21 protein-coding genes and 1 pseudogene are annotated in these 24748 nt (G+C 58.4%); 9 read left to right on the forward strand and 13 right to left on the reverse strand.

Features of this window, described 5'->3' with window-relative positions; translation table 11 throughout:
- Positions 1–47: 47 nt before the first annotated feature.
- Complete coding sequence (locus AC13C0_RS13820; protein ID WP_117619975.1) at positions 48–1676, reverse strand: acyl-CoA synthetase; 1629 nt, start codon at positions 1674–1676, stop codon at positions 48–50.
- Positions 1677–1828: 152 nt separating this feature from the next.
- Between AC13C0_RS13820 and AC13C0_RS13825 the strand changes: the two genes are divergently transcribed.
- Together AC13C0_RS13825 and AC13C0_RS13830 are read left to right on the forward strand one after the other, a co-directional pair.
- Entirely contained in the window at positions 1829–3331 is a 1503-nt protein-coding gene (locus AC13C0_RS13825) for a sensor histidine kinase (protein WP_117619974.1), read from the forward strand.
- The gene (locus tag AC13C0_RS13830; protein WP_482954576.1) at positions 3324–3980 is read left to right on the forward strand and encodes a response regulator transcription factor; all 657 of its coding nucleotides are present in this window, start codon (positions 3324–3326) and stop codon (positions 3978–3980) included. Before AC13C0_RS13825 ends, AC13C0_RS13830 begins: the two co-directional genes overlap by 8 nt.
- Before the next feature lie 6 nt (positions 3981–3986).
- Here the strand turns inward: AC13C0_RS13830 and AC13C0_RS13835 are convergent, their stop codons facing one another.
- Positions 3987–5402: an aminotransferase-like domain-containing protein gene (locus tag AC13C0_RS13835; RefSeq protein ID WP_482954577.1), complete on the reverse strand. Its 1416-nt coding sequence runs from the start codon at positions 5400–5402 to the stop codon at positions 3987–3989.
- A gap of 243 nt (positions 5403–5645) precedes the next feature.
- On the opposite strand from AC13C0_RS13835, the gene AC13C0_RS13840 reads away from it, so the two are divergent.
- Together AC13C0_RS13840 and AC13C0_RS13845 are read left to right on the forward strand one after the other, a co-directional pair.
- Positions 5646–6452 carry a PhzF family phenazine biosynthesis protein gene (locus AC13C0_RS13840; protein WP_117619971.1) on the forward strand — a complete coding sequence of 269 codons (807 nt, stop codon included), beginning with the start codon at positions 5646–5648 and terminating at the stop codon, positions 6450–6452.
- 42 nt (positions 6453–6494) lie between these two features.
- Complete coding sequence (locus tag AC13C0_RS13845) at positions 6495–7688, forward strand: BaiN/RdsA family NAD(P)/FAD-dependent oxidoreductase (RefSeq protein ID WP_482954578.1); 1194 nt, start codon at positions 6495–6497, stop codon at positions 7686–7688.
- Between the two features lie 60 nt (positions 7689–7748).
- On the opposite strand, the gene AC13C0_RS13850 is transcribed toward AC13C0_RS13845, so the two are convergent.
- Positions 7749–9320: a methyl-accepting chemotaxis protein gene (locus AC13C0_RS13850; protein WP_482954579.1), complete on the reverse strand. Its 1572-nt coding sequence runs from the start codon at positions 9318–9320 to the stop codon at positions 7749–7751.
- Positions 9321–9589: 269 nt separating this feature from the next.
- Here AC13C0_RS13850 and AC13C0_RS13855 point away from each other — a divergent pair, with 269 nt between their 5' ends.
- Entirely contained in the window at positions 9590–9997 is a 408-nt protein-coding gene (locus tag AC13C0_RS13855; protein WP_117619967.1) for a GFA family protein, read from the forward strand.
- Here AC13C0_RS13855 and AC13C0_RS13860 read toward each other — a convergent pair.
- The 6 genes from AC13C0_RS13860 to AC13C0_RS13885 form a co-directional block, all read right to left on the reverse strand.
- Positions 9988–10743: a maleate cis-trans isomerase family protein gene (locus AC13C0_RS13860; RefSeq protein ID WP_117619966.1), complete on the reverse strand. Its 756-nt coding sequence runs from the start codon at positions 10741–10743 to the stop codon at positions 9988–9990. The genes AC13C0_RS13855 and AC13C0_RS13860 overlap by 10 nt on opposite strands.
- 25 nt (positions 10744–10768) lie before the next feature.
- On the reverse strand, positions 10769–12298 hold the full coding sequence (locus AC13C0_RS13865) for a malonate--CoA ligase (protein WP_117619965.1): 1530 nt from the start codon (positions 12296–12298) through the stop codon (positions 10769–10771).
- A complete protein-coding gene (locus AC13C0_RS13870) occupies positions 12295–13656 on the reverse strand; it encodes a malonyl-CoA decarboxylase (protein ID WP_482954580.1) in 1362 nt (453 codons plus the stop codon). The genes AC13C0_RS13865 and AC13C0_RS13870 overlap by 4 nt, the downstream gene beginning before the upstream one ends.
- 21 nt (positions 13657–13677) lie before the next feature.
- Entirely contained in the window at positions 13678–15015 is a 1338-nt protein-coding gene (locus AC13C0_RS13875) for a TRAP transporter large permease (protein ID WP_117619963.1), read from the reverse strand.
- 2 nt (positions 15016–15017) lie between these two features.
- Complete coding sequence (locus AC13C0_RS13880) at positions 15018–15539, reverse strand: TRAP transporter small permease subunit (RefSeq protein ID WP_162893777.1); 522 nt, start codon at positions 15537–15539, stop codon at positions 15018–15020.
- 86 nt (positions 15540–15625) lie between these two features.
- Positions 15626–16624: a TRAP transporter substrate-binding protein gene (locus AC13C0_RS13885; protein WP_227539356.1), complete on the reverse strand. Its 999-nt coding sequence runs from the start codon at positions 16622–16624 to the stop codon at positions 15626–15628.
- A 140-nt stretch (positions 16625–16764) separates the two neighbouring features.
- On the opposite strand from AC13C0_RS13885, the gene AC13C0_RS13890 reads away from it, so the two are divergent.
- On the forward strand, positions 16765–17439 hold the full coding sequence (locus tag AC13C0_RS13890) for a GntR family transcriptional regulator (RefSeq protein WP_117619962.1): 675 nt from the start codon (positions 16765–16767) through the stop codon (positions 17437–17439).
- Between the two features lie 19 nt (positions 17440–17458).
- On the opposite strand, the gene AC13C0_RS13895 is transcribed toward AC13C0_RS13890, so the two are convergent.
- On the reverse strand, positions 17459–18310 hold the full coding sequence (locus AC13C0_RS13895) for a universal stress protein (protein ID WP_227539570.1): 852 nt from the start codon (positions 18308–18310) through the stop codon (positions 17459–17461).
- Positions 18311–18386: 76 nt separating this feature from the next.
- The gene (locus AC13C0_RS13900) at positions 18387–19874 is read right to left on the reverse strand and encodes a SulP family inorganic anion transporter (RefSeq protein ID WP_482954581.1); all 1488 of its coding nucleotides are present in this window, start codon (positions 19872–19874) and stop codon (positions 18387–18389) included.
- 165 nt (positions 19875–20039) lie between these two features.
- Here AC13C0_RS13900 and AC13C0_RS13905 point away from each other — a divergent pair, with 165 nt between their 5' ends.
- A complete protein-coding gene (locus AC13C0_RS13905; RefSeq protein WP_341581531.1) occupies positions 20040–21320 on the forward strand; it encodes an MgtC/SapB family protein in 1281 nt (426 codons plus the stop codon).
- Positions 21321–21324: 4 nt separating this feature from the next.
- Here AC13C0_RS13905 and alkB read toward each other — a convergent pair whose 3' ends face one another.
- Positions 21325–21975, reverse strand: a complete 651-nt coding sequence (gene alkB / locus AC13C0_RS13910) for a DNA oxidative demethylase AlkB (protein ID WP_482954582.1) — start codon at positions 21973–21975, stop codon at positions 21325–21327.
- Between the two features lie 234 nt (positions 21976–22209).
- Between alkB and djlA the strand changes: the two genes are divergently transcribed.
- Entirely contained in the window at positions 22210–22989 is a 780-nt protein-coding gene (gene djlA, locus AC13C0_RS13915) for a co-chaperone DjlA (RefSeq protein ID WP_117619957.1), read from the forward strand.
- Positions 22990–23016: 27 nt separating this feature from the next.
- Here the strand turns inward: djlA and AC13C0_RS13920 are convergent, their stop codons facing one another.
- Positions 23017–23625, reverse strand: coding sequence for a methyltransferase family protein (locus AC13C0_RS13920; RefSeq protein WP_117619956.1), 609 nt, complete (start codon positions 23623–23625; stop codon positions 23017–23019).
- Between the two features lie 80 nt (positions 23626–23705).
- On the opposite strand from AC13C0_RS13920, the pseudogene AC13C0_RS13925 reads away from it, so the two are divergent.
- A pseudogene (locus AC13C0_RS13925) lies at positions 23706–24737 on the forward strand (amidase family protein); the annotation flags it as partial.
- Between the last annotated feature and the right edge of the window lie 11 nt (positions 24738–24748).

Genomic DNA, 24748 nt, shown 5'->3' on the forward strand with positions numbered 1-24748 from the left:
TTCTGGTTAACATCGGCTGCGCCGGGCCGGCGCAGCCGTTAAGGGGCTCAGTCCAGTTCTTTGGCCTGGTCCCTCAGCACGAACTTCTGGATCTTGCCGGTGGACGTCTTGGGCAGCTCCGAGAAGACGATGGTTTTGGGCACCTTGAACCGGGCCAGATGCTCGCGACAGAAGCTGATGATGTCTTCCTCACTCACTTGTCCGGCCTCCGGCTTGAGGGTAATAAAGGCGCAGGGGGTTTCACCCCACTTCTCGTCTGGCCGGGCGACCACGGCAGCCTCCAGAACGGCCGGGTGCCGGTAGAGGGTATCTTCCACCTCAATGGTGGAAATGTTCTCGCCACCGGAGATGATGATGTCCTTGAGCCGGTCCTTGATCTCCATGTAGCCGTCTTCGTGCCACACCGCCAGATCACCGGTGTGGAACCAGCCACCGCGGAACGCCTCTTCGGTGGCCTTCGGGTTCTTCAGGTAACCTTTCATCACGGTGTTGCCGCGCAGGAAGATTTCACCGATGGTCTTGCCGTCTTTGGGCACCGGCTCCATGGAGTTCGGGTCGCCAACCAAGGTACCGGCCAGGGTATGGTAACGAACGCCCTGGCGGGCCTTTTTCCGGGCACGGTCGTGCAGGGGCAGTTTATCCCATTCGGATTTCCAGGCACAGACGGTCACCGGGCCGTAGACTTCGGTCAGGCCGTAGACGTGAGTCACCTGAATGCCCATCTCCTCGATGGCCCCGATCACCTGGGCGGGGGGCGCCGCGCCGGCGGTCATGGACTTCACTTCGTGATCGATCCCCGCCTTGGCGGATTCCGGCACGTTCAGCAGGGCATTGAGCACAATCGGCGCACCACACATGTGGGTGACCTGGTGATCGCGGATCAGCTGCAGAATCTTTTCCGGATCAACCCGGCGCAGGCACACGTGGGTACCGGCCATGGCGGTGATGGTCCAGGGGAAACACCAGCCGTTGCAGTGGAACATCGGCAGGGTCCAGAGGTACACCGGGTGCATGTCCATGGACCACACGGCCTGGTTACCAATGGCATTCAGGTAAGCACCGCGATGGTGATAGACCACACCTTTCGGGTTGCCGGTAGTGCCTGAGGTGTAGTTCAGGGAAATCGCATCCCACTCGTTCTCCGGAAAGCTCCACTGGAACGCCGGATCCCCTTCCTGCAGGAAGGCCTCGTAATCGAGATCGCTGACCTGAACACCCTCGCCATACTCGGGATCGTCCACATCTATCACCAGGGGCCTGGTGTCCAGCCGGCTCACGGCGTCCCTGATAACTTCACCGAACTCACGGTCTGCAATGACCACCCTGGCCTCACCGTGCTCCAGCATGAAGGCAATCGCCTCGGCGTCCAGGCGCACGTTCAGGGTATTAAGCACCGCACCGATCATGGGCACCCCGAAGTGGGATTCCACCATCGCCGGAATATTTGGCAGCATCACCGCAACGGTATCACCAGGGCCGATACCGCGGCCTTTCAGGGCAGACGCCAGGCGCCGGCAGCGATCATAGGTCTGCGCCCAGTTGTAACGGATCGCCCCGTGAATAACCGCGGGATACTCCGGGTAAACAGTAGCGGTGCGTTCGATAAAATCGATGGGGGATTGAACGGCGTAGTTGGCATCAACGGGCGCTAGGCCCTGGTCAAATATCGAGGTCATTGTGTGGTCCTCTTGAGTGCTGTTGTTCTTATGGCGTATTCAGGAATATCGCTAAACTAGCTATACTTCGGGTTAGCAAAATAGTATTTGATATAATAAATACTAGAAATTACACCAATGTATTATAGTGATAATACTATATTCTATGAGCCATGAACGATTCTTCCCCTCCCAGTGTATTTAGTTTGCACGACGCCGACCCGCAACCCGGATTGCTCCTGGATGCGGCGGGCGCCGTCCTCAAGGGGAACCGGGCGAGCCGGGATCTGTGCCAGGTTGCCGGTCTGGCTTCGCCCTCCAGGCTCCTGCCAATCAACATTCAGGCACTGGCCAAATCCTCCCTTGAACAGGGTCGGGCCATTGAAAATGTGGAAGCCCGGATTCCCGGAACCATCCTCATGTGGACCTTCATTCCCGACTCCGGAACAGCCCGGGTTCTGGCGCGGGCAAGAGACGCCACGGAAGATGTCCTTACCCAGGAAGAGGCAACCCGATCCAACCGCCTTTACCGGCTGATCACCGAAAACACCACCGATCTCATTTCCCGCCACGCCCCGGACGGACGCTTTATCGATGCCACACCCGCTTCCTGGCGGTTGTTGGGTTACTGGCCGGAAGAGCTTCGGGGCAAACCGCTCGAGGAGGTCTTCCGGGGCAACAATGTGGCCCAGCAACTGGCCGAAACCCGCAACTTACTCCGGGACGACGGCTACGCCACCATGACCCTGGAAATCATTCATCGGGATGGCACCAGACGCTGGTTCGAAATCGCCAGCCGGGCCATCCGGGAAACCTACACCGGCGCCGTCATCGAGGTAATCAGCGTCTCCCGGGATATTACCGCCCGGGTGGAATCCGAAGAAAACAACCGCCGACTGGCCGACGAACTCGCCCATACCGCCAGGCTCGCCACCCTCGGGGAGCTGGCCTCCAGCATTGCCCATGAGATGAACCAGCCCCTGGCCACCATCGTGAACTTCGCCTGCGCCAGTCAGCGTTACCTTAAAAGCGCCCGAACCAACCCCGAATGCCTGGATCGCGTGGACGACGGCCTGCAGAAGATTGTCCACCATGCCAACCGCGCATCGGAAGTGATCAAGCGCCTGCGAGCCTTTTTGCGCAAGGGCCAGAAGCGCACCGCGCCGCTTGCCCTGAACGATGTCGTCGGGAACGTCGCCCGCCTGTGCCAGTGGGAAGCCGAAAAGAACAACGTGCAGATCCGCGAGAAACTGGCCTGCTGCGCCCCGGTAATCACCGCCGATCCGGTGCTGCTGGAACAGGTGCTGATCAATCTGATCCGCAACGGTATTGAAGCCACGGTCGAAGCCCGTGGCGAACGAAAGCCGGGCTCGCCTTCGCAGATCGTCATAACCACCTGCGTCAACGATCAGAATGAAACCCTGATTGAAGTCACCGATGAGGGGCCGGGCCTCGATGAGCAAGGCATCCGCCAGATGTTTCAGCCGTTTTACACCAGCAAGCCCCAGGGGCTGGGCCTTGGGCTGTCCATGAGCCGCTCGATCATTGAGGGATTCGGAGGCTTCCTGGATGCCCGCCCGGCAGCAACTGGAGGCCTGTCCCTGATCTGCCGGTTCCCGGCCAGTCAGAGCCACAAGAACAGAATCACAACCACGGAGATCCAGCCTGATGAGTAATCACTCTGCCCCGGAAGCCACCACCGTCTACGTTGTTGACGACGACGCCGGCATGCTGGAATCCACCCAGTGGCTGCTGGAATCCGTTGGCCTGAAGGTCGAGGCCTACAGCGACGGTCGAAAATTTCTGGACGCTGTAGGCAACAAGAAAGCCGGTTGCGTGGTTCTGGATGTCCGGATGCCCGGTCTCGGTGGCCTGAACGTTCAGGAGGAGCTACAGAAACGGGGGCTGGAACTGCCGATCATCTTCGTTTCCGGCCATGCCGACGTGCTCATTGTAGTCAGGGCGTTCAAATCGGGCGCCTTTGATTTTATCGAGAAGCCTTTCAATGAACAGCTGCTGCTGGACAGCGTACAACAGGCCCTTCAGGAACATCGGCAATCTGGCGCACAGGCGCAGGGCGACGAAGCAACCGAGGCGCTGCTGGCCACCCTCACCCGAAGGGAGCGGGACGTTTTTCTGCCGCTGGCCAAAGGCTACACCAGCCGGGAAATCGCCGACCAGCTGGATGTCAGTGTAAAGACTATTGATCTCTACCGGGCGCGAGTGATGAAGCGCCTCGGTGCAGATCGCCTGCCGGATGTCACCGGCACAGCTATTGCCGCCGGGCTGCTCGACCCAAAGGACCTGCGCGGCGAAAAGCGCTGAATTGTCCTACCGCGCCGCGGTCAGCACATCGTGAGCCAGCACACCAAGCCTGCCAACCGCCTGCTCAATACGCCCACTCCAGGGGTTGGCGCTGTTCAGCCGCAGGCAATTCTCGTATTTGTTGGCGGTGGAAAACATCAGCCCCGGCGCAACGTTGATATTTTCGGCCCTGGCTCGCTGGTAGACCTCCGCTCCGGAAACACCATCCGGCAACTGAACCCAGAGCACAAATCCACCCTGGGGACGACTCACGGCTGTACCCTCTGGAAAAGCCCTTGCCACTGCCGTCCGCATCCGCTCGGTACACTCACGATAGTGCTGTCGTGCTGATCGCAGATAACGATCATAGCCGCCCTGCTCCAGAAAATGCGCCACTGCCATCTGGGGAATGGAGGACGTAGCAAGGTTCACAAAATACTTGTGCTGCCGGGCACTGGCCATGTAGCGCCCGGGCACCATCCAGCCAAGGCGCAGGCCGGGCGAAATGGTTTTCGAAAAGGAGCTGCAGTAAATCACATTGTCGGTTCGATCAAACGCCTTGGCTGGTCGAGGCCGGTCCCCGGAGTGGTGTAGATCCCCGTAGATATCGTCCTCGATCAGCGGCACTGCGGCAGCCGCCAGCATGGAGACTAACTGCTTCTTGCGCTCGTCCGACATCCTCGCGCCCATGGGGTTGCTGTGATTGGTCACCACTACGCAAGCCTTCAGGGGCCATTGCTCCAGAGCCAGCTGTAATCCTTCAAGACTCAACCCCTCGGAGGGATGCGTGGGAATTTCAATAACCTTCAGCCCGACAACCTCAAGGGCCTGAAGAATGCCCGGAAACGATGGGGACTCCACCGCAACGATATCGCCAGGCTGGGTAACCGCCCGGAGCGCCAGAATAATGGCCTCCTGGGCACCATTGGTGGCCAGGACATCATCCGGTGTTACCGGCACCCCGAGTGTCGCCATTCGCTGGGCGATCTGCCGCCGAAACGATTCCTTCCCGGGAAAGGCGTAATCCAGGGTTTCCAGTCCTCTGCGCGCAGCCCAGAGGGTGCTCTGCTGGATCTGCCGGAGTGGCAGGTAATCCGGGTGGGGAATGGCGGTAGCCAGAGGCACCATGCGCTTCTGCTCGTCAGCACACAGATCCAGGGTCATCTCACGGGCACTGACAGGTACCGGGCGGCTCCGGTGCCGGCGCATCACCGGCTCGGGTGCATCCACCGCCGGCAGGCGCACGAAGTAGCCACTACGCTCCCGGGCCTGCAGAAAGCCCCGAGCCTCCAGGGTCTGGTGTGCCTGCAGGATGGTCGAAATGCTCACCCCAAACTGTCGGCTGAGCACACGCACGCCCGGAAGCCGGTCGCCGTCCCGGTACACACCTTCATGAATCAGCACCTGAAGCTGATCCGCTACCTGATTGTAGAGAATGCCCATTACCAGTCCCTCGTCTACGGGCCCATCGGAAGTCACTGATCTATTGCACCAGACCCGGAGCTTATCTGTGCAGTACAGATAGCTTCCAATATGACCGGGACAGATATCGTCAAACCCACTCTGTACCGGTTCAAAAACAGATTATCTGAATCTGTTATGGCAGTCATTTCATTCCCTACAATGAGAACAGAATCAGAAAGCCCTTTCTGCTCAGTCTTAACAACATCATCAGGAGAACACGCCATGACGTATCCCATCTATCAGGTCGATGCCTTTACCAGTGAGATTTTCGGTGGCAACCCGGCGGCGGTCATGCCGCTGGAGCAATGGTTATCCGATAACGTCATGCTCTCGCTTGCAATGGAGAACAACCTCTCTGAAACCGCCTTTTTCGTGCGCCTGCCGGAAGAGGATGAGGCCGATTTCCACATCCGCTGGTTTACCCCGGGCATTGAGGTACCTCTGTGTGGCCACGCCACCCTGGCCAGTGGCTGGGTTATTTTCAACAAGCTCGGCTGGGATCGGGAACAGATCCGTTTTCGCTCCAAGAGCGGCCCTCTCTCCGTGAAGAAAGCCAACGATGGCTGGCTGGTGCTGGATTTCCCGAATCTGGCCTTCGAGAAACAGCCAACGCCGGCATTGATTCGGGAAGCTCTGGAAAGCGCACCGGAAACCGCGTTTTATGTTCCGAACGACACCAATTACATGGTGGTTCTGGACGATGAAACCGCGGTTCAGGCTGCCCAACCGGATATCCGGAAACTGAAACAGCTGGGCAATCAGGGTCTGATTATCACCGCGCCAGGCACAGACTGCGATTTCGTCAGCCGTTACTTTGCCCCCGGAGCAGGCATTGATGAAGACCCAGTCACAGGCTCCATCCACAGCGTGCTGGTGCCCTACTGGGCTGAAAAACTCGGAAAGAATCGGCTCGAGGCCCGTCAGGTTTCAGCCCGGGGCGGTGTGCTGCGCTGCGAGCTGAAAGGCGACCGCGTAGACATCGCCGGCCAGGCGGCCTTCTATTTGGAAGGCTCCGTCCACCTGCCTTGAGACTGGTATACTGCCCGCCCTTTCCTTCGATTGGCGGGCAGTATGGCGGCAGGTTCCACATCACAGTACGACGTAATCATCATCGGCGCCGGCGCCGCAGGTCTGATGTGTGCCGCCACCGCGGGATACCGGGATCGCCGTGTGCTGGTGCTGGACCACGCCAACAAGCCGGGCAAGAAAATCCTGATGTCCGGCGGCGGGCGCTGCAACTTCACCAACCTGAACAGCACGCCCGCCAACTTCCTGTCGGACAACCCTCACTACTGCATTTCCGCGCTCAAGCGCTATACGCCGCAGGATTTTCTGGAACTGGTGGACCGCCATGGCATTGAGCATGAGGAAAAAGCACCCGGCCAGCTGTTTTGCAAGGACAGCGCCAAGGACATCCTCAGTATGCTGCTGACCGAATGCGAGTGGGCAGGGGCGGAAGTGAGAATGAAGACAGCGGTCGACCGCATTACCGAAACCGACGCAGGCTACCGTCTGCGCATCGGATCCGGGGAGATCACCTGCGAATCGCTTGTGATCGCCACCGGCGGATTGTCGATTCCCACCATGGGCGCCACAGCGTTTGGTTACCGGGTGGCGGAGCAGTTCGGCCTGGAAATACTGCCCACCCGCGCAGGCCTGGTGCCCTTTACCCTGCAGCCGGAGCTGAAAGAACAGCTCGCGCCTTTGTCGGGTGTCAGTTGCCCTGTCGATGTGCAATGCCACGACCAGCATTTCCGGGAACCCATGCTGGTAACCCATCGCGGGCTCAGCGGCCCGGCGATGCTGGAGATCTCCAGTTTCTGGGAGCCCGGCGACAGCCTGGCCATTAACCTTCTGCCGGCCTGCCAGATTAGTGACGATCTGTTCAACCTGCGCAAAACCCGGCCACAAGCCACGGTTGGCCACTACCTGGCCCAGCACCTGCCCAAACGGTTTGCCCAGGCCTTCAAGGAATTGCAGGGCTGGACCGGCCCCTTGCAGGGTTACAAGAACGGCGATATCGAACAGGTAGCGGATATTCTGAATCGGTGGTCCATCAAACCCGCCGGCACCGAAGGCTACCGGACCGCGGAAGTCACTCTCGGAGGTGTGGACACCCGCCAGCTTTCCTCCAAAACCATGGCGGTTCTGGAGCGGCCAAGCCTGTATTTCATCGGCGAGGTGGTGGATGTCACCGGCCATCTGGGCGGCCACAATTTCCAGTGGGCCTGGGCGTCCGGTGTTGCGGCGGGGAACGATGCCTGAAATCTGGTCGGGAATGGCAGGCCATGTGATCCGGCCCTTCTCCATTAGTCGGCCTGTGCATCAAACTCTGAAACGGGCCACTTGTGTGCTGAGCCCTTCAGCAAGGCGCGCCAGCTCTTCACTCGCAGCGGAGACCTGTTCGGTGGACGCGGCAGACTGATCACATACATCGCGGATCAGCGTGATATTCTGATTGATATCCTCCGCCACAACGCTTTGTTCTTCAGCAGCGGTCGCAATCTGGCTGTTGTACTGGCGGATTTGTTCAACTCCATTCGCCATTTCCTGAATCGCCGTACCGGCCAATTGCGCCCGTTCTAGCGTCTGCTCCGCAAGCTTTGTGCCGGTCTCCATGCTGGCAACCGATGTTTCAGCACTGTTAACCAGATTGCTGACCAGGGTTTCTATTTCGGTTGCGGAGCTCTGGGTTCGCTGAGCCAAGGACCGCACTTCGTCAGCCACCACGGCAAATCCCCGCCCCTGTTCTCCGGCCCGAGCCGCTTCTATGGCGGCGTTGAGTGCCAGCAGGTTGGTCTGTTCGGCAACCGACTTGATCACGTCCAGCACTGTGCCAATGTTGTTGGTTTCCATTTGCAGGCCGTTGAGCAGTTCCATCACATTGGCGCTTTGTTTGTTCAGATCCGCGACAAACTCCAGGGTTTCCCTGACCGCCATCTCACCATTGCCGGATTTCTCACTGGCGTCTTTGGCCGCCTCAAAGGCGGCCTCGGCGCTTTTGGCAACATCATTGACGGTTGCGACCATCTCATTCATGGCGGTGGCGACCTGATCGGTCTGTGACTGTTGTTCCGCTACGCCCTTACTGGTCTGATTCGTTACGGTAGACAGCTGTTCCGATGATGAGGCGATGCTGGAGGCCCCGGTATCAATTTCGCGAATCAGCTCTCTGAGATTGGTTATCATGGCTCCAAACGCAGCGAGCAGCTGGCCAAATTCATCACCGCGCTGGCTTCGGACATCCACAGTGAGGTCGCCTGAGGCAACCTTGTTGGCTATTTTGACCACTTCGTTGATTGGCGCCGTAATTGACTTTGTCAGTATCCACGCAAGGATGAGGGTCGAGAGAAGGGCAATCACTGTCACTATAATAATTTCCGCAACCGTGAGGTCGTATCGCTCTTGCATCTGTGTTTGCTCGAGTTTTTTCAGGTCCTCTGTCAGGCCAATCGTGCGGGTTGCGACGGCAAGCAGTTGCTCCTCAATGGACTTGAGGGTTTCAGGCGGCCCGTCGATACCAGCCTCATACCTTTTCAGCAGTTCCTCATAGGTCCGTACATCGTCAAAAATTTGTTCTGCCCGCTGCCGGTCTTCGCCCTCGTTCATTTCGATCAGAGGCGTCAGAGCGCTTTTTGCCTCATCAACGTACCCGATGGCGTGCCCGATGTATCGTGGATCCCGTTCAACCTTGAAATTCTTTTGGTCTCTTTCTGCTTCCAGCAGTGCAATCTCTGCCGCGTTAGCGTGCTTTACAATTGAAACCCGATGATTATAGTCATCGAGCGAAAACAAACTGACCCCGGATACGATGACCAGAAATACCAGAAGGATGGCAAAGCTGAGAGTCAGTTTTTTACCGACAGTGAGGTTTCTTAACGAATTGCTTATTGTCACTTTAAGGTTCCTTATAATTTATAGAAATACTTATAGCTGACCTACCATCAGTTACAGGACTGCATGCCAGCACTGCATGTATACGTTCCTTTTCTGTTTTGGTTGTACGTTGATCAGACCGTTTTAGGGAAATCATCAGTGGGTCCACCGGATCAGCATCCACACCGCGACAAATACCTTGATACCTGTGCCCGGTTAGCTGATACAAATACTGAATCGGGAGCCATCTGGCATGGGCCGAACAAGTCTGACGGAACTGAGGGAGAGCTATGAAGACAACAGGACATTGCCTTTGCGGCGAGATCACATTCGAGATTGATGGCGAGCTGGCCTCTATCGAAATCTGCCATTGCAGCCAGTGCCGCAGGGCCCAGGGTACGGCGTTCGCCACTAATATTCCGGTAGCGGCCAGTCAGTTCCGTCTGCTCACCGGAGAGGACAGTCTGTCGAGTTACGAGTCTTCACCAGGCAAGGAGCGGGTCTTCTGTCGCCGGTGTGGTTCCCCGGTTTTCAGTCGGAGAGCCGGCCTTCCCAATAAACTGCGTGTGCGCGCAGGGCTCCTTGACGGCACCCTGGCGACGATACTGTCATCGCACGCGTTCACCGACTCCAAGGCTGACTGGTGGCAGATCACGGATGACCTGCCCCGGTTCCCCGGGGTCCGTGGTCAGGTGTAGCTGCCGTTCAGAAGCCTGCCGGCGTCAGGCACCAGGGGTTTGAGTTTCAGCTCCTTCAGGATCTGATAGGTGGTGCAGGTGGCTGCGGACACCACCGGTAACCCCAGTGAATCCTCAACCTGCTGAATCGAGGCCAGCGAAGGCATCTGTACGCACGCGGAAAGAACAACGGCATCGGCCTTGCTGATGTCGAGGCGCTTCACGATTTCCGTCAGCGCCAGCGGATCGCGCCGACCGACTTCCAGGTTGTCTGGAATTTCCAGGGCAATGCTGTCCACCACCTGAATGCCCTCCGCCTCGATGTAGTCAATGACCATCCGGGTCAGGGGTTTCATATAGGGCGTGATGATCGCAACACGCCTGGCCCCGAGAATATCCAGGCCTTCGGTGAGAGCACCGGCACTGCTGACAATCGGCGTCGGGTGACCGTTTTTTACAGTGACTCCGTGCAGGCGCGCCTGAGATTCACGGTGGTACCCTGCCCCGCGGCTCATGATGGCTACCAGGCAGGCGTAACCCATCACGTCCACGGCGGCATCGGACAGCTCAAGCGCGCAGCGATCCGACTCATCATCCATGGCTGCCAGCTCTTCCCTGGTTACCTTTTTCATACGCATACGGCTGGAGTGAAAGGTAAAGCGCTCCGGTTCCACTGCCTCACGGGCCCGAAGCATTGCCGGTATCTCGGTCTCCATGGTGGTGTTGGAACTGGGTACGATCTGGCCGATACGAAAACTTCTGGTCATGGGTGCTTCTCCAGCGCCGAGCCTGTCAAGCGTCCTGATAGATGTCTTTGAATTGATCCCGGAGCTGCTTCTTCTGAACCTTACCCATGGTGTTTCGGGGCAAGGCATCGACAAAGAAGACGCGCTTGGGCTGTTTGAATTTGGCCAGATGGCCAGCAAGCGCCTTGATGACATCCGCCTCTTCCAGCTTCTGCCCCGGCAGCAGAACCACAACCGCCGTTACGCCCTCGCCGAAATCCGGGTGCGGCACACCGATAACAGCCGACTCCATCACCTCCGGCATGGCATCGATCACCTGCTCGACTTCTTTCGGGTAAACGTTGAAGCCGCCGGATATCACCAGATCCTTGTCACGCCCGACAATCTGCACATAGCCACGTTCGTCGATCAGGGCCAGGTCGCCGGTAATAAAGAATCCATCCTCAAGCAACTCGGCCCTGGTCTTCTCCGGCATGCGCCAGTAGCCTTTGAATACGTTCGGGCCACGCACTTCCAGCATGCCGATCTCACCCTGGGGCAGCGGCGTATGGTCCTTGGTTTCCGGGTTGGTAATACGGATTTCAACACCCGGCAGCGGCATACCCACAGTGCCGGCAATGCGGTCACCGTCATAGGGATTGGAGGTGTTCATGTTGGTTTCGGTCATGCCGTAGCGTTCGAGAATGGCATGCCCGGTCCGTTGCTTGAACTGCTGATGGGTTTCCGCGGTGAGCGGGGCTGACCCTGAGGTGAACAACCGCATGTTTGCCGTCAGTTCCGGCGTCAGGCGGTCATCCTGAAGCAGTCTGGTGTAGAAGGTCGGCACCCCCATGAGCGATGTGCCTTCCGGCATGGCAGCGATGATCGTGTCCACATCGAACCTGGGCATGAAATACAGGCTGGCCCCGGTAATCAGAATCACGTTGCAGGCAACGAATAAACCGTGGGTATGGAAAATGGGTAAGGCGTGGATCAGGCGGTCTTTTTCGGTGAAACGCCAGGCCTCGGCCAGGCTCTTACAGTTCGAACCCAGGTTTTTATGGGTCAGCATCGCGCCCTTGGAGCGGCCGGTCGTGCCCGAGGTATAAAGAATCGCTGCCAGGTCGTCCTCACTCTGCGGCTCGATACCCGTGAAGGCTTCCGCTTCTGACACCACCTCCATCAGTGAGCCATCCGCGTTGGTACCCAGGGTCTGGACACAGGGGCATTGAGTCTGCGCGGCAATAGCCTCTGCCGCCTCGAGCGCTGCCGGCTGACACACAAAAAGCGCGGGCTCCGCATCACCAAGGAAATAGCCGATTTCGTCGGCGGTGTAACCGGTGTTGAGTGGCAGATACACTCCTCCCATACGCAGGGTGGCGAGGTATAACAGAATCGCCTCGGGGCTCTTATCAACCTGCACGGCAACCCGGTCGCCCGGTTTAACACCGAGGTGTTTCAGAGCACCGGCAATGCGCTCCGTCTTAGCCAGCGCATCGGCGTACGAATAGGTACTGCCTTCGGGCGTGGTGATAAAATTCGCCGTGCCCCGGGCCTGCATCCTGGTGGCAAAGGTATCGAATAGGTTGTGGTTCATTTCTCGGGTTCTCCCTGGAGCAGTTTCCGGCCCAGCTTGCTCAGTTCGCGCACGCTAGGGGAACAGACGATCTCACCATTGGTGGTGAATTTTTCGTGGTTGCGCTCGATGTTTTCGAGGACATACAGGTAGTTAACCATCAGGCCGGCCGACTGTTTCATTCCGTTTTCCGAGACATCGCCCAGCCAGTTAATGCGGTGCAGTTCGGCGCCATTGCCCAGGTGAAAACGTGCCACCGGATTCAGCGGCAGGTTGTCACCGCTCTTTTCCTTCAAGAGGTAGCGGGCCGCCAGCGGCCGGATGACCTCGTTCAGGCGCTCCGCCAGTTCCGGATGCCTGGCCCACTCCGGATTATCCAGGTGGCCGAGCACACTCCGCGCCTCCGGTATCAGCTGGCCGGAATCCGGGTGAGAGATCTGCTCCAGCCAGTTGCGGAACATGGGTAACGGCGACAGGGTCACAAAGTTCTTCAGATTGGGCAGTTCCTGCTTAAGCTCCTGAACCACCTGTTTGATCAGAAAATTACCGAAGGAAATGCCCCGGAGCCCGACCTGACAGTTGCTGATACCAAAGAAAGCGGCGGAATCGGCCAGCTCAGGAGCGTCAATATCGTAACGGTCGTGCGCCAGGATGGGCTGGATCTTGTCGGGAATCCCCTTGGTCAGGGCCACCTCCACAAAAATCAGTGGCTCATCACCAATGGCCGGGTGAAAGAAGGCAAAGCAGCGTCGGTCCCGGTTATCCAGCCGGCGACGCAGGTCGTCCCAGCCCTGAATCTTGTGTACCGCCTCATAACGTATGATCTTCTCCAGGATGGACGCCGGCGTAGCCCAGTCAATGCGGCGCAGCATCAAAAAGCCCCGGTTGAACCAGGAGCCGAAGAGGTGCTCAAAATCAGCGTTGATCGGCTCGAAATCCTTGTGGCCTTTCATCAGCGCCAGGAAATCCTGGCGCATTTTCACCAGCTCATAGGTTGCGCCCTGGGCCAGGTTGAGCCGCCGGAACAATTCCTGGCGCAGTGGCTCACAGACTTCGAACAGCCCCGCCAGGTGCTTGTTGGACCGGTCGCCCCTATAAATCCGGTAGGCTTCATCGATCTTGTCCGGATCAGCTGCGAAGTTACTGCCCAGCGCCCGGAAGAACGCGCGCTTATCGTCGTCACCCAGGGACTGATATATATCCAGTGCGCGACTGGCCATAACAATGCTGGCCGCCTCGCCGTCACTGTACAGCAACTCATGACAGGCTGCCTCCAGATCCGTGTGGTCGTAATTGGTCTTCCTGGTGCCGAATCTGCGCTGCAGCGCGTCACGCCGGGTAATGCCGCTGAACAGCTCTTGCAAAAAACTCATGTTCATAGTGATAACCCTTATCTTACGTCAGGAGCCCGCGCCCATAATCAGATCCGGCAGCCACAGGGCAATCTGCGGGAAGAAACTCAGCAGCACGATGCCCAGAATCATGCACAGGGCATAGGGCAGGCTTCCCAGCAGGATGTCCCGGAGCGCTATGTCTGGAGCAATGCCTTTTATGATGAAAAGATTGAGACCGACCGGCGGCGTGATCAGGCCGATTTCCAGGTTAATGGTCAGAATGACCGCAAACCAGTAGGGGTCGAAATCCGCCGCCACAATGATCGGCAGAAGGATCGGCGCCGCCATCACGATGACCGCAACCGGCGGCAGGAAGAAACCAGCCACAAGCAGAAAGAGGTTAATCACGCCCATCAGTACCCAGCGATTCACCTCGAGATCGGCAATGGCTCCGGCCACGGTCTGGGTAATGAAGAGCGAGGAAAGCGCAAAGGCAAAGATTTCGGCGGTGGCAATGATCAGCATGATCATCACGCTCTCACGCAAGGCGTCACGCATGATGATGCCCACCGGTTTGACCTGCCACATGCGGTACACCACAATCGCCAGTACCAGACACAGGAAGGCGCCGACCCCAGCTGCTTCGGAGGGTGTCGCCACCCCGCCGTAGAGCGCAAACAGGATACCCATGACCACCAACAGGAACGGCAGCACGCGCACCAGTGCCTTGATGTTGCCTTCGACGTTCTCCTTGACCTGAGCCGCCGCCTCGGCCACCGGATTCGGACTGTTGTAACCGCCCGCAAGCTTGCAGGCGATCAGTGTCCAGACCATGAACAGCACCGCCAGCATCAGCCCCGGAATCGCGCCGGCAATGAACAGGCGGCCAATGGAGGTTTCGGTGGAGATGCCATAGACAATCATGGTGACGGAAGGCGGAATCAGAATGCCCAGGGTGCCACCGGCCGCGATACAGCCGGCGGCGACCCCATCCGGATAGCCCCGCTTGCGCATCTCGGGGATACCGAGCTTGCCGATGGCGGCACTGGTCGCCGGTGACGAACCAGACAGCGCCGCAAAAATCGAACAGGCGGCAATGTTGGAAATGGCCAGGCCGCCCGGCAGCCTACCCATCCACAGATCGAGGGATCGATACAGATCACGCCCGGTTGGCGAGGAGGCCACCGCAGCGCCCATCAGGATAAACATGGGGATGGCAACGAAGCCGAAAGACGCCACACTGCCAAAAAAGGTTTCACCAAAATAGATCAGCTCTCCGACGCCACGATCAAGGATCAGGGCTCCCAGTGAAACGGCGCCGAGGGCAAAGGCGATCGGAGTACCAATAGCCATCAGTACCAGCAAAACCACAACGACAAGAATACCGCTCGTTACCGGATCCATAGCTACAGCTCCGCTCGAAGAATTTCAGCCAGATATTGCAGCGACAGCAGGGAGGCACCCAGTGCCACCGGCAGGATGGCCGGCCACAACGGCGGATTCCAGACTGTACCCGTGGTCCAGTCAAACGCATAAGCTTCGTAGAAGTAGTACCAGGAGCCGTAAGTCAGGGCCAGGCAGAAGGCCAGGCCAACCAGGGAGGCCGACAAACGCATCAGGCGCCTGGGGAAGCCCCGCAGAGCATCGGGTAACACCGTCACTGCCACGTGGCCGCCGGTTTTCAGCACGTAGGGGGTGCCCAGCAGCATGGAGGCCGTGATCGCAAAGGTGGTGAACTCCGTTTGCCAGACGGTGCTCTCACCCATCACGTAACGGACAAACACCATATGAACGACAGACAGCACGCCAAGGGCGAGCAGGACACCCGCTACAATGGCGGCAGCCACTGACACCGCATCCATGCCGCGAATATAGCCGCCAAACACACCTCGCTCCGAGGCTCGCCGATAACTGGAAGATTGGGACATAGCTCAAACCCCGGAAAAGTTGTGCTTACCCCGCCGGCCGGAAGCCAGGGCGGGGTAGCTAGCCAGAGAACTCGGTACCGAAGGTGCTACTCGACCGCCAGCGCAGCGTCAATCAGTGCCTGTCCGTTCGGAACGTTCTCCGCGAAGGTTTTGTAGGAACTCTTCTTGGCAATATCCAGCCAAGCCTGATAGTTTTCCGGCGTCATCTTGACCACTTCAACGCCGTTTTCGGAGAACACATCGACCATCTTCTGGTCAAGACCAGCGGCTTCTTTGGCGAAATACTCTTCCGCATTCTGGCCGGCCGCGGTCAGTGCCGCCTGTTGCTCCGCGTTCAGGCTGTTCCAGCTGCGCTCGGAGATCAGCACCGGCTCATACATGAACCAGAGCGCGTTCTCTCCCGGCGCGGTCAGGCAGGTAACCTGCTCGTAGATACGGTAGGAGACAAAAGAGCCCGAAGAAGTGTTGGCGCCGTCAAGCACGCCGGTCTGCATGGCGGTATAGATCTCGGACGACGGCATGGAGGCAATGGACGCGCCGGCCGTCGCCAGCATTTCATCAAAGGCCGGGCCGGCGGCACGGAGTGTCTGGCCCTGCACCGTATCCGGCGACGTGATGCATTGCTTGTTGGAGGCAAAGCCACCCGCCAGCCAGGCATCCGCAAGCACCCGGGCGCCCGCATCGTTGATCACTTTTTTGATCATGTCCATGAATTCGGAATCGTTCAGGCGCCGGGCACGCTCGTGGCTGCGAACCAGGCCGGGCATCAGCGTGGCGGAGAACTCGGGATGACGGCCACTGGCATAGTCCAGCGGCAGGGAAGTCATGTCGACCCGGCCTCGAACCAGGGCTCCCCACTGCTCCTTGGCCTTAAACAGGGACTGGCCCGGATACACCTGAAGCTCCAGACCAACGTCGGCCGCGGCCACTTCACGGGCCATCAGTTGGACCATTTCGTCCCTGACGTCTCCTTTACCGCCCGGGAACTGGTGGGAAACACGCAAAACGGTATCAGCCAGGGCAATACCAGAAAAAAATACCGACAGGGAGGCCGCCATGGCCAGTTTAGCGAAGGGCATCTTCATCGTTTTCTCTCCAGAAATTGTTGTTGTAATATCAATCAGAGCATTCTGATGTATATATCATTAGGCTTGATATATACTTCTGTCAACACCAATTGACCAAAGTATGATCAATCCTGTTTTCACCCCGAGCAGGGATAAAAATGAAACGCTCGAATACCCAGAAACTGAAAGACGCGCTCGAGGAAGACATCATCAACGGTCGACTGTTACCCGGCGAAAAGCTTGACCACGATGCCCTCGCCACGCAGTACGGCGTCTCGAGAACCCCTATTCGTGAGGCGGTCCAGCAGCTTGTCGTAAGTGGCCTGGTCATCGTGAAACCCAAAAAAGGCACCTTCGTCGCCAGGGTAGGCTTTGATCAGTTGATTGAGATGTTCGAGGTAATGGCGGAACTGGAGGGAATGTGCGGCAGACTGGCAGCCAGAAGAATTCAGTCATCCGAGCTTGAGTCCCTGCGGGCAGCGTTGCAGCGCTGCGAGGATCCCGATGTCATGGCTGACCCGGACGATTATTACTACGAAAATGAAGAGTTCCACAACTGCATTTACACGGCCAGCCACAACCACTTCCTGGCGACTGAAGCAAGACAGCTTAAACAGAGACTGAAGCCCTATCGCCGCCTTCAATTACAGGCACGTAACCGGGTTTCCAACTCCATTGCCGAGCATCGGGAAATTTTCGAAGCGATCAAAAATGGAAAGGAGCAGGAGGCCGAGCGAGCCCTGAAAGAGCATGTGCTGATTCAGGGAACCCGTTTCAGCGACTTTGTTTCGCAGGTCAAGCGGTTCGGGGAGTCTTCCCGGACAACCGCCTGAGAAGACCCACTCCCGGGAACTAACGAAGGACCACCAGCGGTTTTCTGGCGGTCTTGAGCATGGTGGTGGTTGTGCTGCCCACCAGGAACTGCCGGATACGGGAGTGGCCGTAGGCCCCCATGACCAGGATGTCGATATCGTGTTCTTCCTGATAGGCGTGTAACGCGGGTTCAACATCGCCGGCGCGGATCGCCAGAGTGATCCCGGATTCCAGGCCCGCCAGCATTTTCTCCGCCTTCCTGAGCTGCTCCCGGCGGTCACTGGTATCCGCGCCAATCATCACCAGATGCAGGGGCATACCCTTGAGCACCGGGCTACCGGCCAGAAGCTCCACACCTTTGAACGCCGTTGCGCTGCCGTCAAAGGCCAGCATGGCACTGCGGGGCCGGGTGAACTCATCCGGCACCAGGAGAATCGGACGATGCATGCTGCGGATCACCGTTTCCAACTGGCTGCCAATGTGGGTATCGCGCTCCGAACTGGTTTCACCGTGCAACCCCATGACCAGCAGGCGGGTCTGGTTTTCCAGTGCCAGCAGGGACTCGGTGAGGTCGCCATGGCGCTGGCGCTGCACAACGTCGGTGATGCCCGCGTCACGCACCCGTTTCTCCGCCTCATCCAGCATGTGGTGCCCGTGTTCCAGGGCCAGTTTCGCGCGCTTGCGGTCAAGTTCCGCCAAATCCTCCATTAACTGCTCTCGACTGCCCAGGCCGATGCTTCCGGCGAGGTCCGGCTCGGCCGGATAACGCTCTTCGTCAAGCACGTGCAGGAGCATCATGGGGCTTTCCATGTGTTTACTGGCCCAGGCGGCGTAATCGCATACGGCCGGGGCGGCGTGGGAGCCGTCAATGCAGGCAACTACTCGTAACATCTCAACCTCGCCTTCGTGATCCCTGTAATTGCTATTCTGGCTGTGATCGCTGTTGGATTCCCGGGTCTGTGTCATGTCAGTGCCCCATCAACTGATCAACGGCTTCGGGTTTGTCGTGCACGCCGAAGCGGTCGACAATCGTGGCACTGGCCTCATTCAGCCCGATAACCTCAACTTCCGAACCTTCACGGCGGAACTTGATCACCGCCTTGTCCAGCGCGCCTACCGCGGTTATATCCCAGAAATGCGCCCGGCTCAGGTCTATGACCACGTTATCGACTGCTTCCCTGAAATCAAAGGATTCCATGAATTTTTCCGAGGAACTGAAGAACACCTGGCCCACTACCCGGTAGGTGCGGGTATCCGTGGCCTCATCCAGCTCTGAGGTAACCAGCATGTAGTGCCCCACCTTGTTGGCAAAGAACAGGGCCGCCAGCAGCACGCCCGCCAGCACACCGAACGCCAGGTTATGGGTGGCCACCACCACGATAACGGTAACAACCATGACGATGTTGGTTGACAGCGGGTGTTCCCTGAGGTTCTTGACAGAGCCCCAGCTAAAGGTACCAATCGAGACCATGATCATCACGGCGACCAGCGCTGCCATGGGGATCTGAACCAGCCACTTGTCCAGCACCAGCACCATTACCAGCAGGAACACGCCGGCGGTCAGTGTCGACAGGCGCGTACGACCACCGGATTTGATGTTGATGATGGACTGCCCGATCATCGCGCAACCGGCCATGCCGCCGAGCAGGCCGGAGCCGATGTTGGCAATACCCTGGCCCTTGCACTCACGGTTTCGATCGCTGGTGGTGTCGGTCAGATCGTCGACGATGGTTGCGGTCATCATGGATTCCAGCAGCCCAACAACAGCCAGCCCCACCGAATAAGGCAGGATAATCATCAGGGTTTCGAAATTCAGAGGCACATCCGGCCACAGGAAAACCGGCAGGGTATCAGGCAGCTCGCCCATGTCGCCTACCGTGCGGATACCCAGGTTGAGGTACATCGCCACAGCCGTGAGAACAACGATACACACCAGAGGTGAAGGCAGGATCCTGCCAACCCGGGGCAACAGCGGGAACAGGTAAATGATGCCGAGGCCGGCTGCCGTCATGGCGTACACGTGCCAGGTCACATTGGTCAGCTCGGGCAACTGGGCCATGAAAATAAGGATCGCCAGTGCGTTCACAAAGCCCGTGACCACCGAGCGTGAGACAAACCGCATCAGGCCGCCAAGCTTCAGGTAACCGGCGGCAATCTGGATAATACCGGTCAGCAGCGTCGCCGCCAGAAGGTATTCAAGGCCATGGTCTTTCACCAGCGTGACCATCAGCAAGGCCATGGCCCCGGTGGCTGCCGAGATCATACCGGGGCGTCCGCCCACGAACGCAATAATCACGGCGATGGAGAAGGACGCGTAAAGCCCGACCTTGGGGTCGACTCCGGCGATGATGGAAAAGGCAATTGCCTCCGGGATCAGCGCCAGGGCAACCACAATGCCGGCAAGGACATCGCCGCGGGTATTCGAAAGCCAGTTGGCCTTTAAGGAATTCACCATAATTTCGGGGTTCCGGTTTGCTACGAATTCAAAGGCCGCGAAGCTTATCAGCCCCCTTACAGGAAAGTAAGGTCGCTAGCGGTATCTTCTTAGACGCCTAACGACTGCGTGCCTCTGCTGCTATCATCAGGACATTCAATGATTAACAGGAGACTGCACCCACCCATGAATGATGTTGCTTCCCGGTTTCTGGCCGGAAACCAGACCACCCTGAACCTCGCGGTCGCGCTTCTTCTGGGCGCGATTATTGGCCTGGAGCGGGGATGGGATGCCCGGGAGCAGAAAGCCGGCGAGCGGATTGCCGGTATTCGCACCTTTTCGCTGGTCGGTTTGCTCGGTGGCGTTTCCGCGGTACTGGCACAGGAGATAACCGAATGGGCGTTTCCTGTGCTGCTGGTCAGCGTGGTGGCCATGGCAATCGTGGCCTACAGCGAACGGCTTGTGCACATCCGCAATTTCAGTATCACCGGCATGGTAGGCATGGTGCTGACCTTCTGCTTCGGCGCGGTGGCGGTTGCGGTGGATCCGGTGATTGCCACCGCCGCAGCCGTCGTGACTGCCATCATCCTGGATAACAAGGAAGAGATTCACGGTTGGGTCAACAAGCTGAAGGAACACGAGCTGGATGCGGCGCTCAAGCTGCTGCTCATTTCCGTGGTGATGCTGCCTCTATTGCCCAATGAAAAGCTGGGCCCTGGCGGGGTTCTCAACCCTCGGGAGATCTGGTGGATGGTAGTGATGATCGCCTCCATTTCCTTTGTCGGCTACTTCGCCATCCGGGTGGCCGGCACCCGAAAGGGCATTCTGTTCACCAGCCTGTTCGCCGGTCTGAGCTCATCCACGGCCCTCACCCTGCACTTCGCGCGTCAGGCCTCCAAAACCCCTCAGTTGAATGCCCAGTTCGCAACGGGAATCCTGATTGCCTGCGGCACCATGTTTCCCCGCATCCTGTTTTATTGCCTGGTGATCAACCGGAGCCTGCTGCCGATGCTCATCTGGCCGGTTCTCGTGATGACCATCTTGCTCTACGTCCCGGCGTTGATTATCTGGCGAAAAAACGAAAAACAGTTACAGGTCAGCCAGCCGCCCCTCAACCAGAATCCACTGGATCTCACCTCGGCGCTGGTATTCGGAATGTTGCTGACCGCCATCCTGCTGCTGGGCGAGTTCCTGAGCAGTTGGCTGGGCGACACGGGCATCTATGTCCTTGCAGCAACGTCCGGGGTGGCCGATGTGGACGCCATCACCCTGTCCCTGACCCGCATGTCCAACAACGGCCTCGCCATGAGCACGGCCGTCATTGGTATCGTCATTGCGGCGGCAACCAACAACCTGGTCAAATCCGCCATGGCGGGGTTGATCGGCAATCGCCAGATCGGGCTTCTGGTTGGCGTACCGATGGTGCTGTCCCTGGCCGCCGGATTGCTGGTGGCCTGGTTGCAGTAACCGGTTACCGGGCTTTGCGGAACGTCAGATTGTATCGACAGACGCCGGTCAGAGGGTGATCCCCGGCCTTCAACGTCAATACTCCGTGATATCTCAGCCGTGCCGGGCCACCCCAGACCACCACATCACCATGGGCAAGCGGAACCCTGACAGGACGTTCGTTACGTTTCAGCCCGCCAAACTGAAATACCTGGGGTAAGCCCAGGGATACCGATACAATCGGCTGGCTGAAATCCTGCTCATCCTTATCCTGATGCAGTCCCATTTTTGCCCCGGGCTCATAACGGTTGATCAGGCAGGCATCCGGCTCAAAGCCCTCGAAACCAGCTGCGACTGCGACCTTCCCGGCAAGATTGCGGAAGGATTCCGGCATCGCCGGCCAGGGCTGGCCTGAAGTCGGGTCCTCGGACTGGTAGCGGTACCCCCGGGTATCGGTAACCCAACCCTGATCACCGCAGCAACTCATAGCGGCCGACATGGCATGACCGCCAGGGGTTTTCATATGCCGAAACGGTGCCTGAGTGGTAACTCGCTGAATGTCGTTCAGGAGCCATTCAGCGTCTGCGAGGGCGAACTGGCGAAGCACCACCGCACCTTCCATCAGATGCTCCCTGATCAACTCCGGCGACAGTTCGCCAAACAGGTCCTGTGTCATAACTTTTGGCTTCGTCTGAAAATGAAAACGACCGCGCGTAGATTCTATCAACACTGAGCCCCAGAACCATCTCCCAATGTCCTGCGCGATATCGCACTCAGCAGGATCAACGACGCATCGAAATTTCCAGCGCAAATTGTTTTTAACCTTGCCCCCATGAAAGCCTGTTCATGAAGCCGGACTGAAAAACACGTATATTCTATAGGCTGGTTCATCCCTGGTAAGGACAATTTAATGCTGTTTGCAATCATCGTTGGCGGTCTGATCGGTTACGCCTTTGGCAAATTTCCGGGTTTTCTGGTGGGTGCGGCAATCGGTGCCTTTCTCTTCAACCACCTCAAGCGCCGTCTGATCGGCAAGCTCCAGAGTATCCAATCCGGCTTTGTCGAGTCCGTCTTTGCCGTCATGGGTGCCCTCTGCAAGGCAGACGGCATTATATCCCGCGACGAAATCCAGATGGCGGAAGCCATGTTCGTACGCTTCCGCCTGAACGAAGAGCAGAAAGCCACGGCCAAAGCCGCCTTCAACCGGGGCAAGGAGCCGGATTTCGATCTGGACGCAGAGCTGAACCGGTTCCTCCAGGCTAGTGGCCGGCAACCTGCGTTCCTGCAGATGTTTCTTCAGGTTCAGGTCTCAGCTGTTGCCGCCGATGGCGTGGTACACCCGGCCGAACATGAGATGCTGGTGCGAATCGCCCGCGGCCTGGGACTGCCCGAGAGCCAGGTGGATCAGCTGGAAGCCATGCTACGGGGTGCCCATACCAATCGGGCCGGAGCTGGCCAGCCATCTTCCGCCGATCAGATCAGTGATGCCTACAAGGTCCTGGGGGTTTCATCGTCAGCCAGTGACGCGGAGCTCAAGAAAGCCTACCGCAAACTGATGAGCGAAAACCATCCGGATAAACTGGCCGGCCGGGGTTTACCCGAGAGCATGCGGGAAATGGCAGAAGAACGCACCCGGGAGATCAGCCACGCCTACGATGTTATCAAGGAAGCCCGGAAAACGTCGGCGTAAAGCCCGGCGCTTTTCGCAGGCGGCGGCTCAGAACCAGCGCGGCACCCGAACCCGGTAACGCTCGTAGTCCTCTCCGAATTTGACCGCCAGCGCCTTTTCTTCCTCACCGGCCTGGCGGGTGATTACCAGCACACCGGCCACCAGGCATACCAGCGAGAATACGCTGGGCAGCGCCAGGAAAAAGCCCAGTTGCCCCGCCATCACTGTCAGGAACAACGGGTTCCGTGAGCGGGCAAAGGGCCCGTCCGTCAGCAGCTTTCGCTGGTCCTTCCGGGGATCAATGCCTGAGCGCCAGTCCTCATGCATGTAAGCCTGCAGGTAGTTCACCACAGTGAACGATGCCAATAACAACAACATTCCGGCCAACAACACCGGCCAATGATACAGCCAGCCAAAAACGCCGAGCCAGCCGTCGATATCCGCAAAGATCCGCACCACGCAAACCGCAAGAATCAGTGCCCGGAACACATTGAAGATATGCCGGTGCCACCAGGGCGCACTTCCCCGCTCTCCATAATTGATGTGGGAAAAGCGCATGCGCTGGAACAGGCCCAGACTGCGGCTGGCAAACTGCAGGCCGATCATCAGGAAGAAGATGCCGAGAAAGTGACGTACGAGAGGTTCTGTAAATTCCATCGGGATCACTAACAATGGGTTGAACCTGTCAGCTTATTACCTGACAACGGTTATGGAAAGCCACCCGGCATGGCTCTCTTGCCGTTCCCGTAAACAGGGCCAGGAATACCAGTCCGTTTGCCCGGCAGATGCTGGCCCAGGGGTTTCTCTGCCTGGGCAAGAGCACGCTGCCGGAATTCGGCTTTAACGCAACCACCGAACCTGCCCACGACGTACCCACCCGCAATCCATGGAATCTGGCCTACTCGACCGGTGCCTCTTCCGGCGGCTCAGCAGCCCTTGTTGCAGCAGGCGTAGTCACACGCTCTGTGCGGGACACCGCCAATTTCCTGGAACAGGCCGAGGCCTTCTACAGGAACCCGGAACTGCCAGCGGGCGGCAGAATCGAGGGTCCCTCTGGCCGACCACTGAAGATTGGCTTGATACTGGATTCCATCAACGGCCACAAAACCGACGACATCACCCGGCAGACAGTTGAGGAGACAGCGCGGAAACTGGAAAAGCTGGGCCATCGGATCGAGCCGGTTTCCGTTCCAGTGCATTCTTCATTTCCGGACGACTTCGCCCTGTACTGGGCACTGCTGGCCTTTGGCGTAAAAGCCAACGGCAAAAAACTGATTCATCCCGCTTTCGAAAAACACAGGACCGACGGCCTGACCAATGGCCTGGACACGATGTTCAGGAAACAGTTCTGGCGCCTGCCCACCGCGCTCTGGCGGCTGAAACGCTCCCGGCATGACTACGCCCATGCCATGGCCGGCTTCGATGCCGTGCTCACCCCTGTACTGGGCCATACAACACCGCCGCTCGGCGATCTCAGCCCTGAGGTACCTTTTGATACCCTTTTTGAGCGCCTGCGACAGTATGTCAGCTTCACCCCCCTGGCCAATGCCACGGGTGCACCGGCTATCTCGATTCCAATGGGCCGCACGCCGGATCAACTGCCGGTATCTGTTCAGTTCATGGGCCGCCACGGTGGCGAGCGCACCCTGCTGGACATTGCCTTTACCCTCGAGGCTGAACATCCCTGGCCGCTGCTCAGGGATCTGATTCGCCAGGGTCACGCCAATGACGCGGCGCCACGTGCGGATTCGCTGACCGGGACAGCGTGAATTGGACATAC

The organism is Marinobacter sp. B-21 (assembly GCF_056857895.1).

What these genes read in the sequence shown, in the direction of transcription:
- AC13C0_RS13820 (WP_117619975.1), bottom strand. Translation starts at nt 1,676, where the DNA reads ATGACCTCGATATTTGACCAGGGCCTAGCGCCCGTTGATGCCAACTAC.
- AC13C0_RS13825 (WP_117619974.1), top strand. Translation starts at nt 1,829, where the DNA reads ATGAACGATTCTTCCCCTCCCAGTGTATTTAGTTTGCACGACGCCGAC.
- AC13C0_RS13830 (WP_482954576.1), top strand. Translation starts at nt 3,324, where the DNA reads ATGAGTAATCACTCTGCCCCGGAAGCCACCACCGTCTACGTTGTTGAC.
- AC13C0_RS13835 (WP_482954577.1), bottom strand. Translation starts at nt 5,402, where the DNA reads ATGGGCATTCTCTACAATCAGGTAGCGGATCAGCTTCAGGTGCTGATT.
- AC13C0_RS13840 (WP_117619971.1), top strand. Translation starts at nt 5,646, where the DNA reads ATGACGTATCCCATCTATCAGGTCGATGCCTTTACCAGTGAGATTTTC.
- AC13C0_RS13845 (WP_482954578.1), top strand. Translation starts at nt 6,495, where the DNA reads ATGGCGGCAGGTTCCACATCACAGTACGACGTAATCATCATCGGCGCC.
- AC13C0_RS13855 (WP_117619967.1), top strand. Translation starts at nt 9,590, where the DNA reads ATGAAGACAACAGGACATTGCCTTTGCGGCGAGATCACATTCGAGATT.
- AC13C0_RS13860 (WP_117619966.1), bottom strand. Translation starts at nt 10,743, where the DNA reads ATGACCAGAAGTTTTCGTATCGGCCAGATCGTACCCAGTTCCAACACC.
- AC13C0_RS13865 (WP_117619965.1), bottom strand. Translation starts at nt 12,298, where the DNA reads ATGAACCACAACCTATTCGATACCTTTGCCACCAGGATGCAGGCCCGG.
- AC13C0_RS13870 (WP_482954580.1), bottom strand. Translation starts at nt 13,656, where the DNA reads ATGAACATGAGTTTTTTGCAAGAGCTGTTCAGCGGCATTACCCGGCGT.
- AC13C0_RS13875 (WP_117619963.1), bottom strand. Translation starts at nt 15,015, where the DNA reads ATGGATCCGGTAACGAGCGGTATTCTTGTCGTTGTGGTTTTGCTGGTA.
- AC13C0_RS13880 (WP_162893777.1), bottom strand. Translation starts at nt 15,539, where the DNA reads ATGTCCCAATCTTCCAGTTATCGGCGAGCCTCGGAGCGAGGTGTGTTT.
- AC13C0_RS13885 (WP_227539356.1), bottom strand. Translation starts at nt 16,624, where the DNA reads ATGAAGATGCCCTTCGCTAAACTGGCCATGGCGGCCTCCCTGTCGGTA.
- AC13C0_RS13890 (WP_117619962.1), top strand. Translation starts at nt 16,765, where the DNA reads ATGAAACGCTCGAATACCCAGAAACTGAAAGACGCGCTCGAGGAAGAC.
- AC13C0_RS13895 (WP_227539570.1), bottom strand. Translation starts at nt 18,310, where the DNA reads ATGTTACGAGTAGTTGCCTGCATTGACGGCTCCCACGCCGCCCCGGCC.
- AC13C0_RS13900 (WP_482954581.1), bottom strand. Translation starts at nt 19,874, where the DNA reads ATGGTGAATTCCTTAAAGGCCAACTGGCTTTCGAATACCCGCGGCGAT.
- AC13C0_RS13905 (WP_341581531.1), top strand. Translation starts at nt 20,040, where the DNA reads ATGAATGATGTTGCTTCCCGGTTTCTGGCCGGAAACCAGACCACCCTG.
- alkB (WP_482954582.1), bottom strand. Translation starts at nt 21,975, where the DNA reads ATGACACAGGACCTGTTTGGCGAACTGTCGCCGGAGTTGATCAGGGAG.
- djlA (WP_117619957.1), top strand. Translation starts at nt 22,210, where the DNA reads ATGCTGTTTGCAATCATCGTTGGCGGTCTGATCGGTTACGCCTTTGGC.
- AC13C0_RS13920 (WP_117619956.1), bottom strand. Translation starts at nt 23,625, where the DNA reads ATGGAATTTACAGAACCTCTCGTACGTCACTTTCTCGGCATCTTCTTC.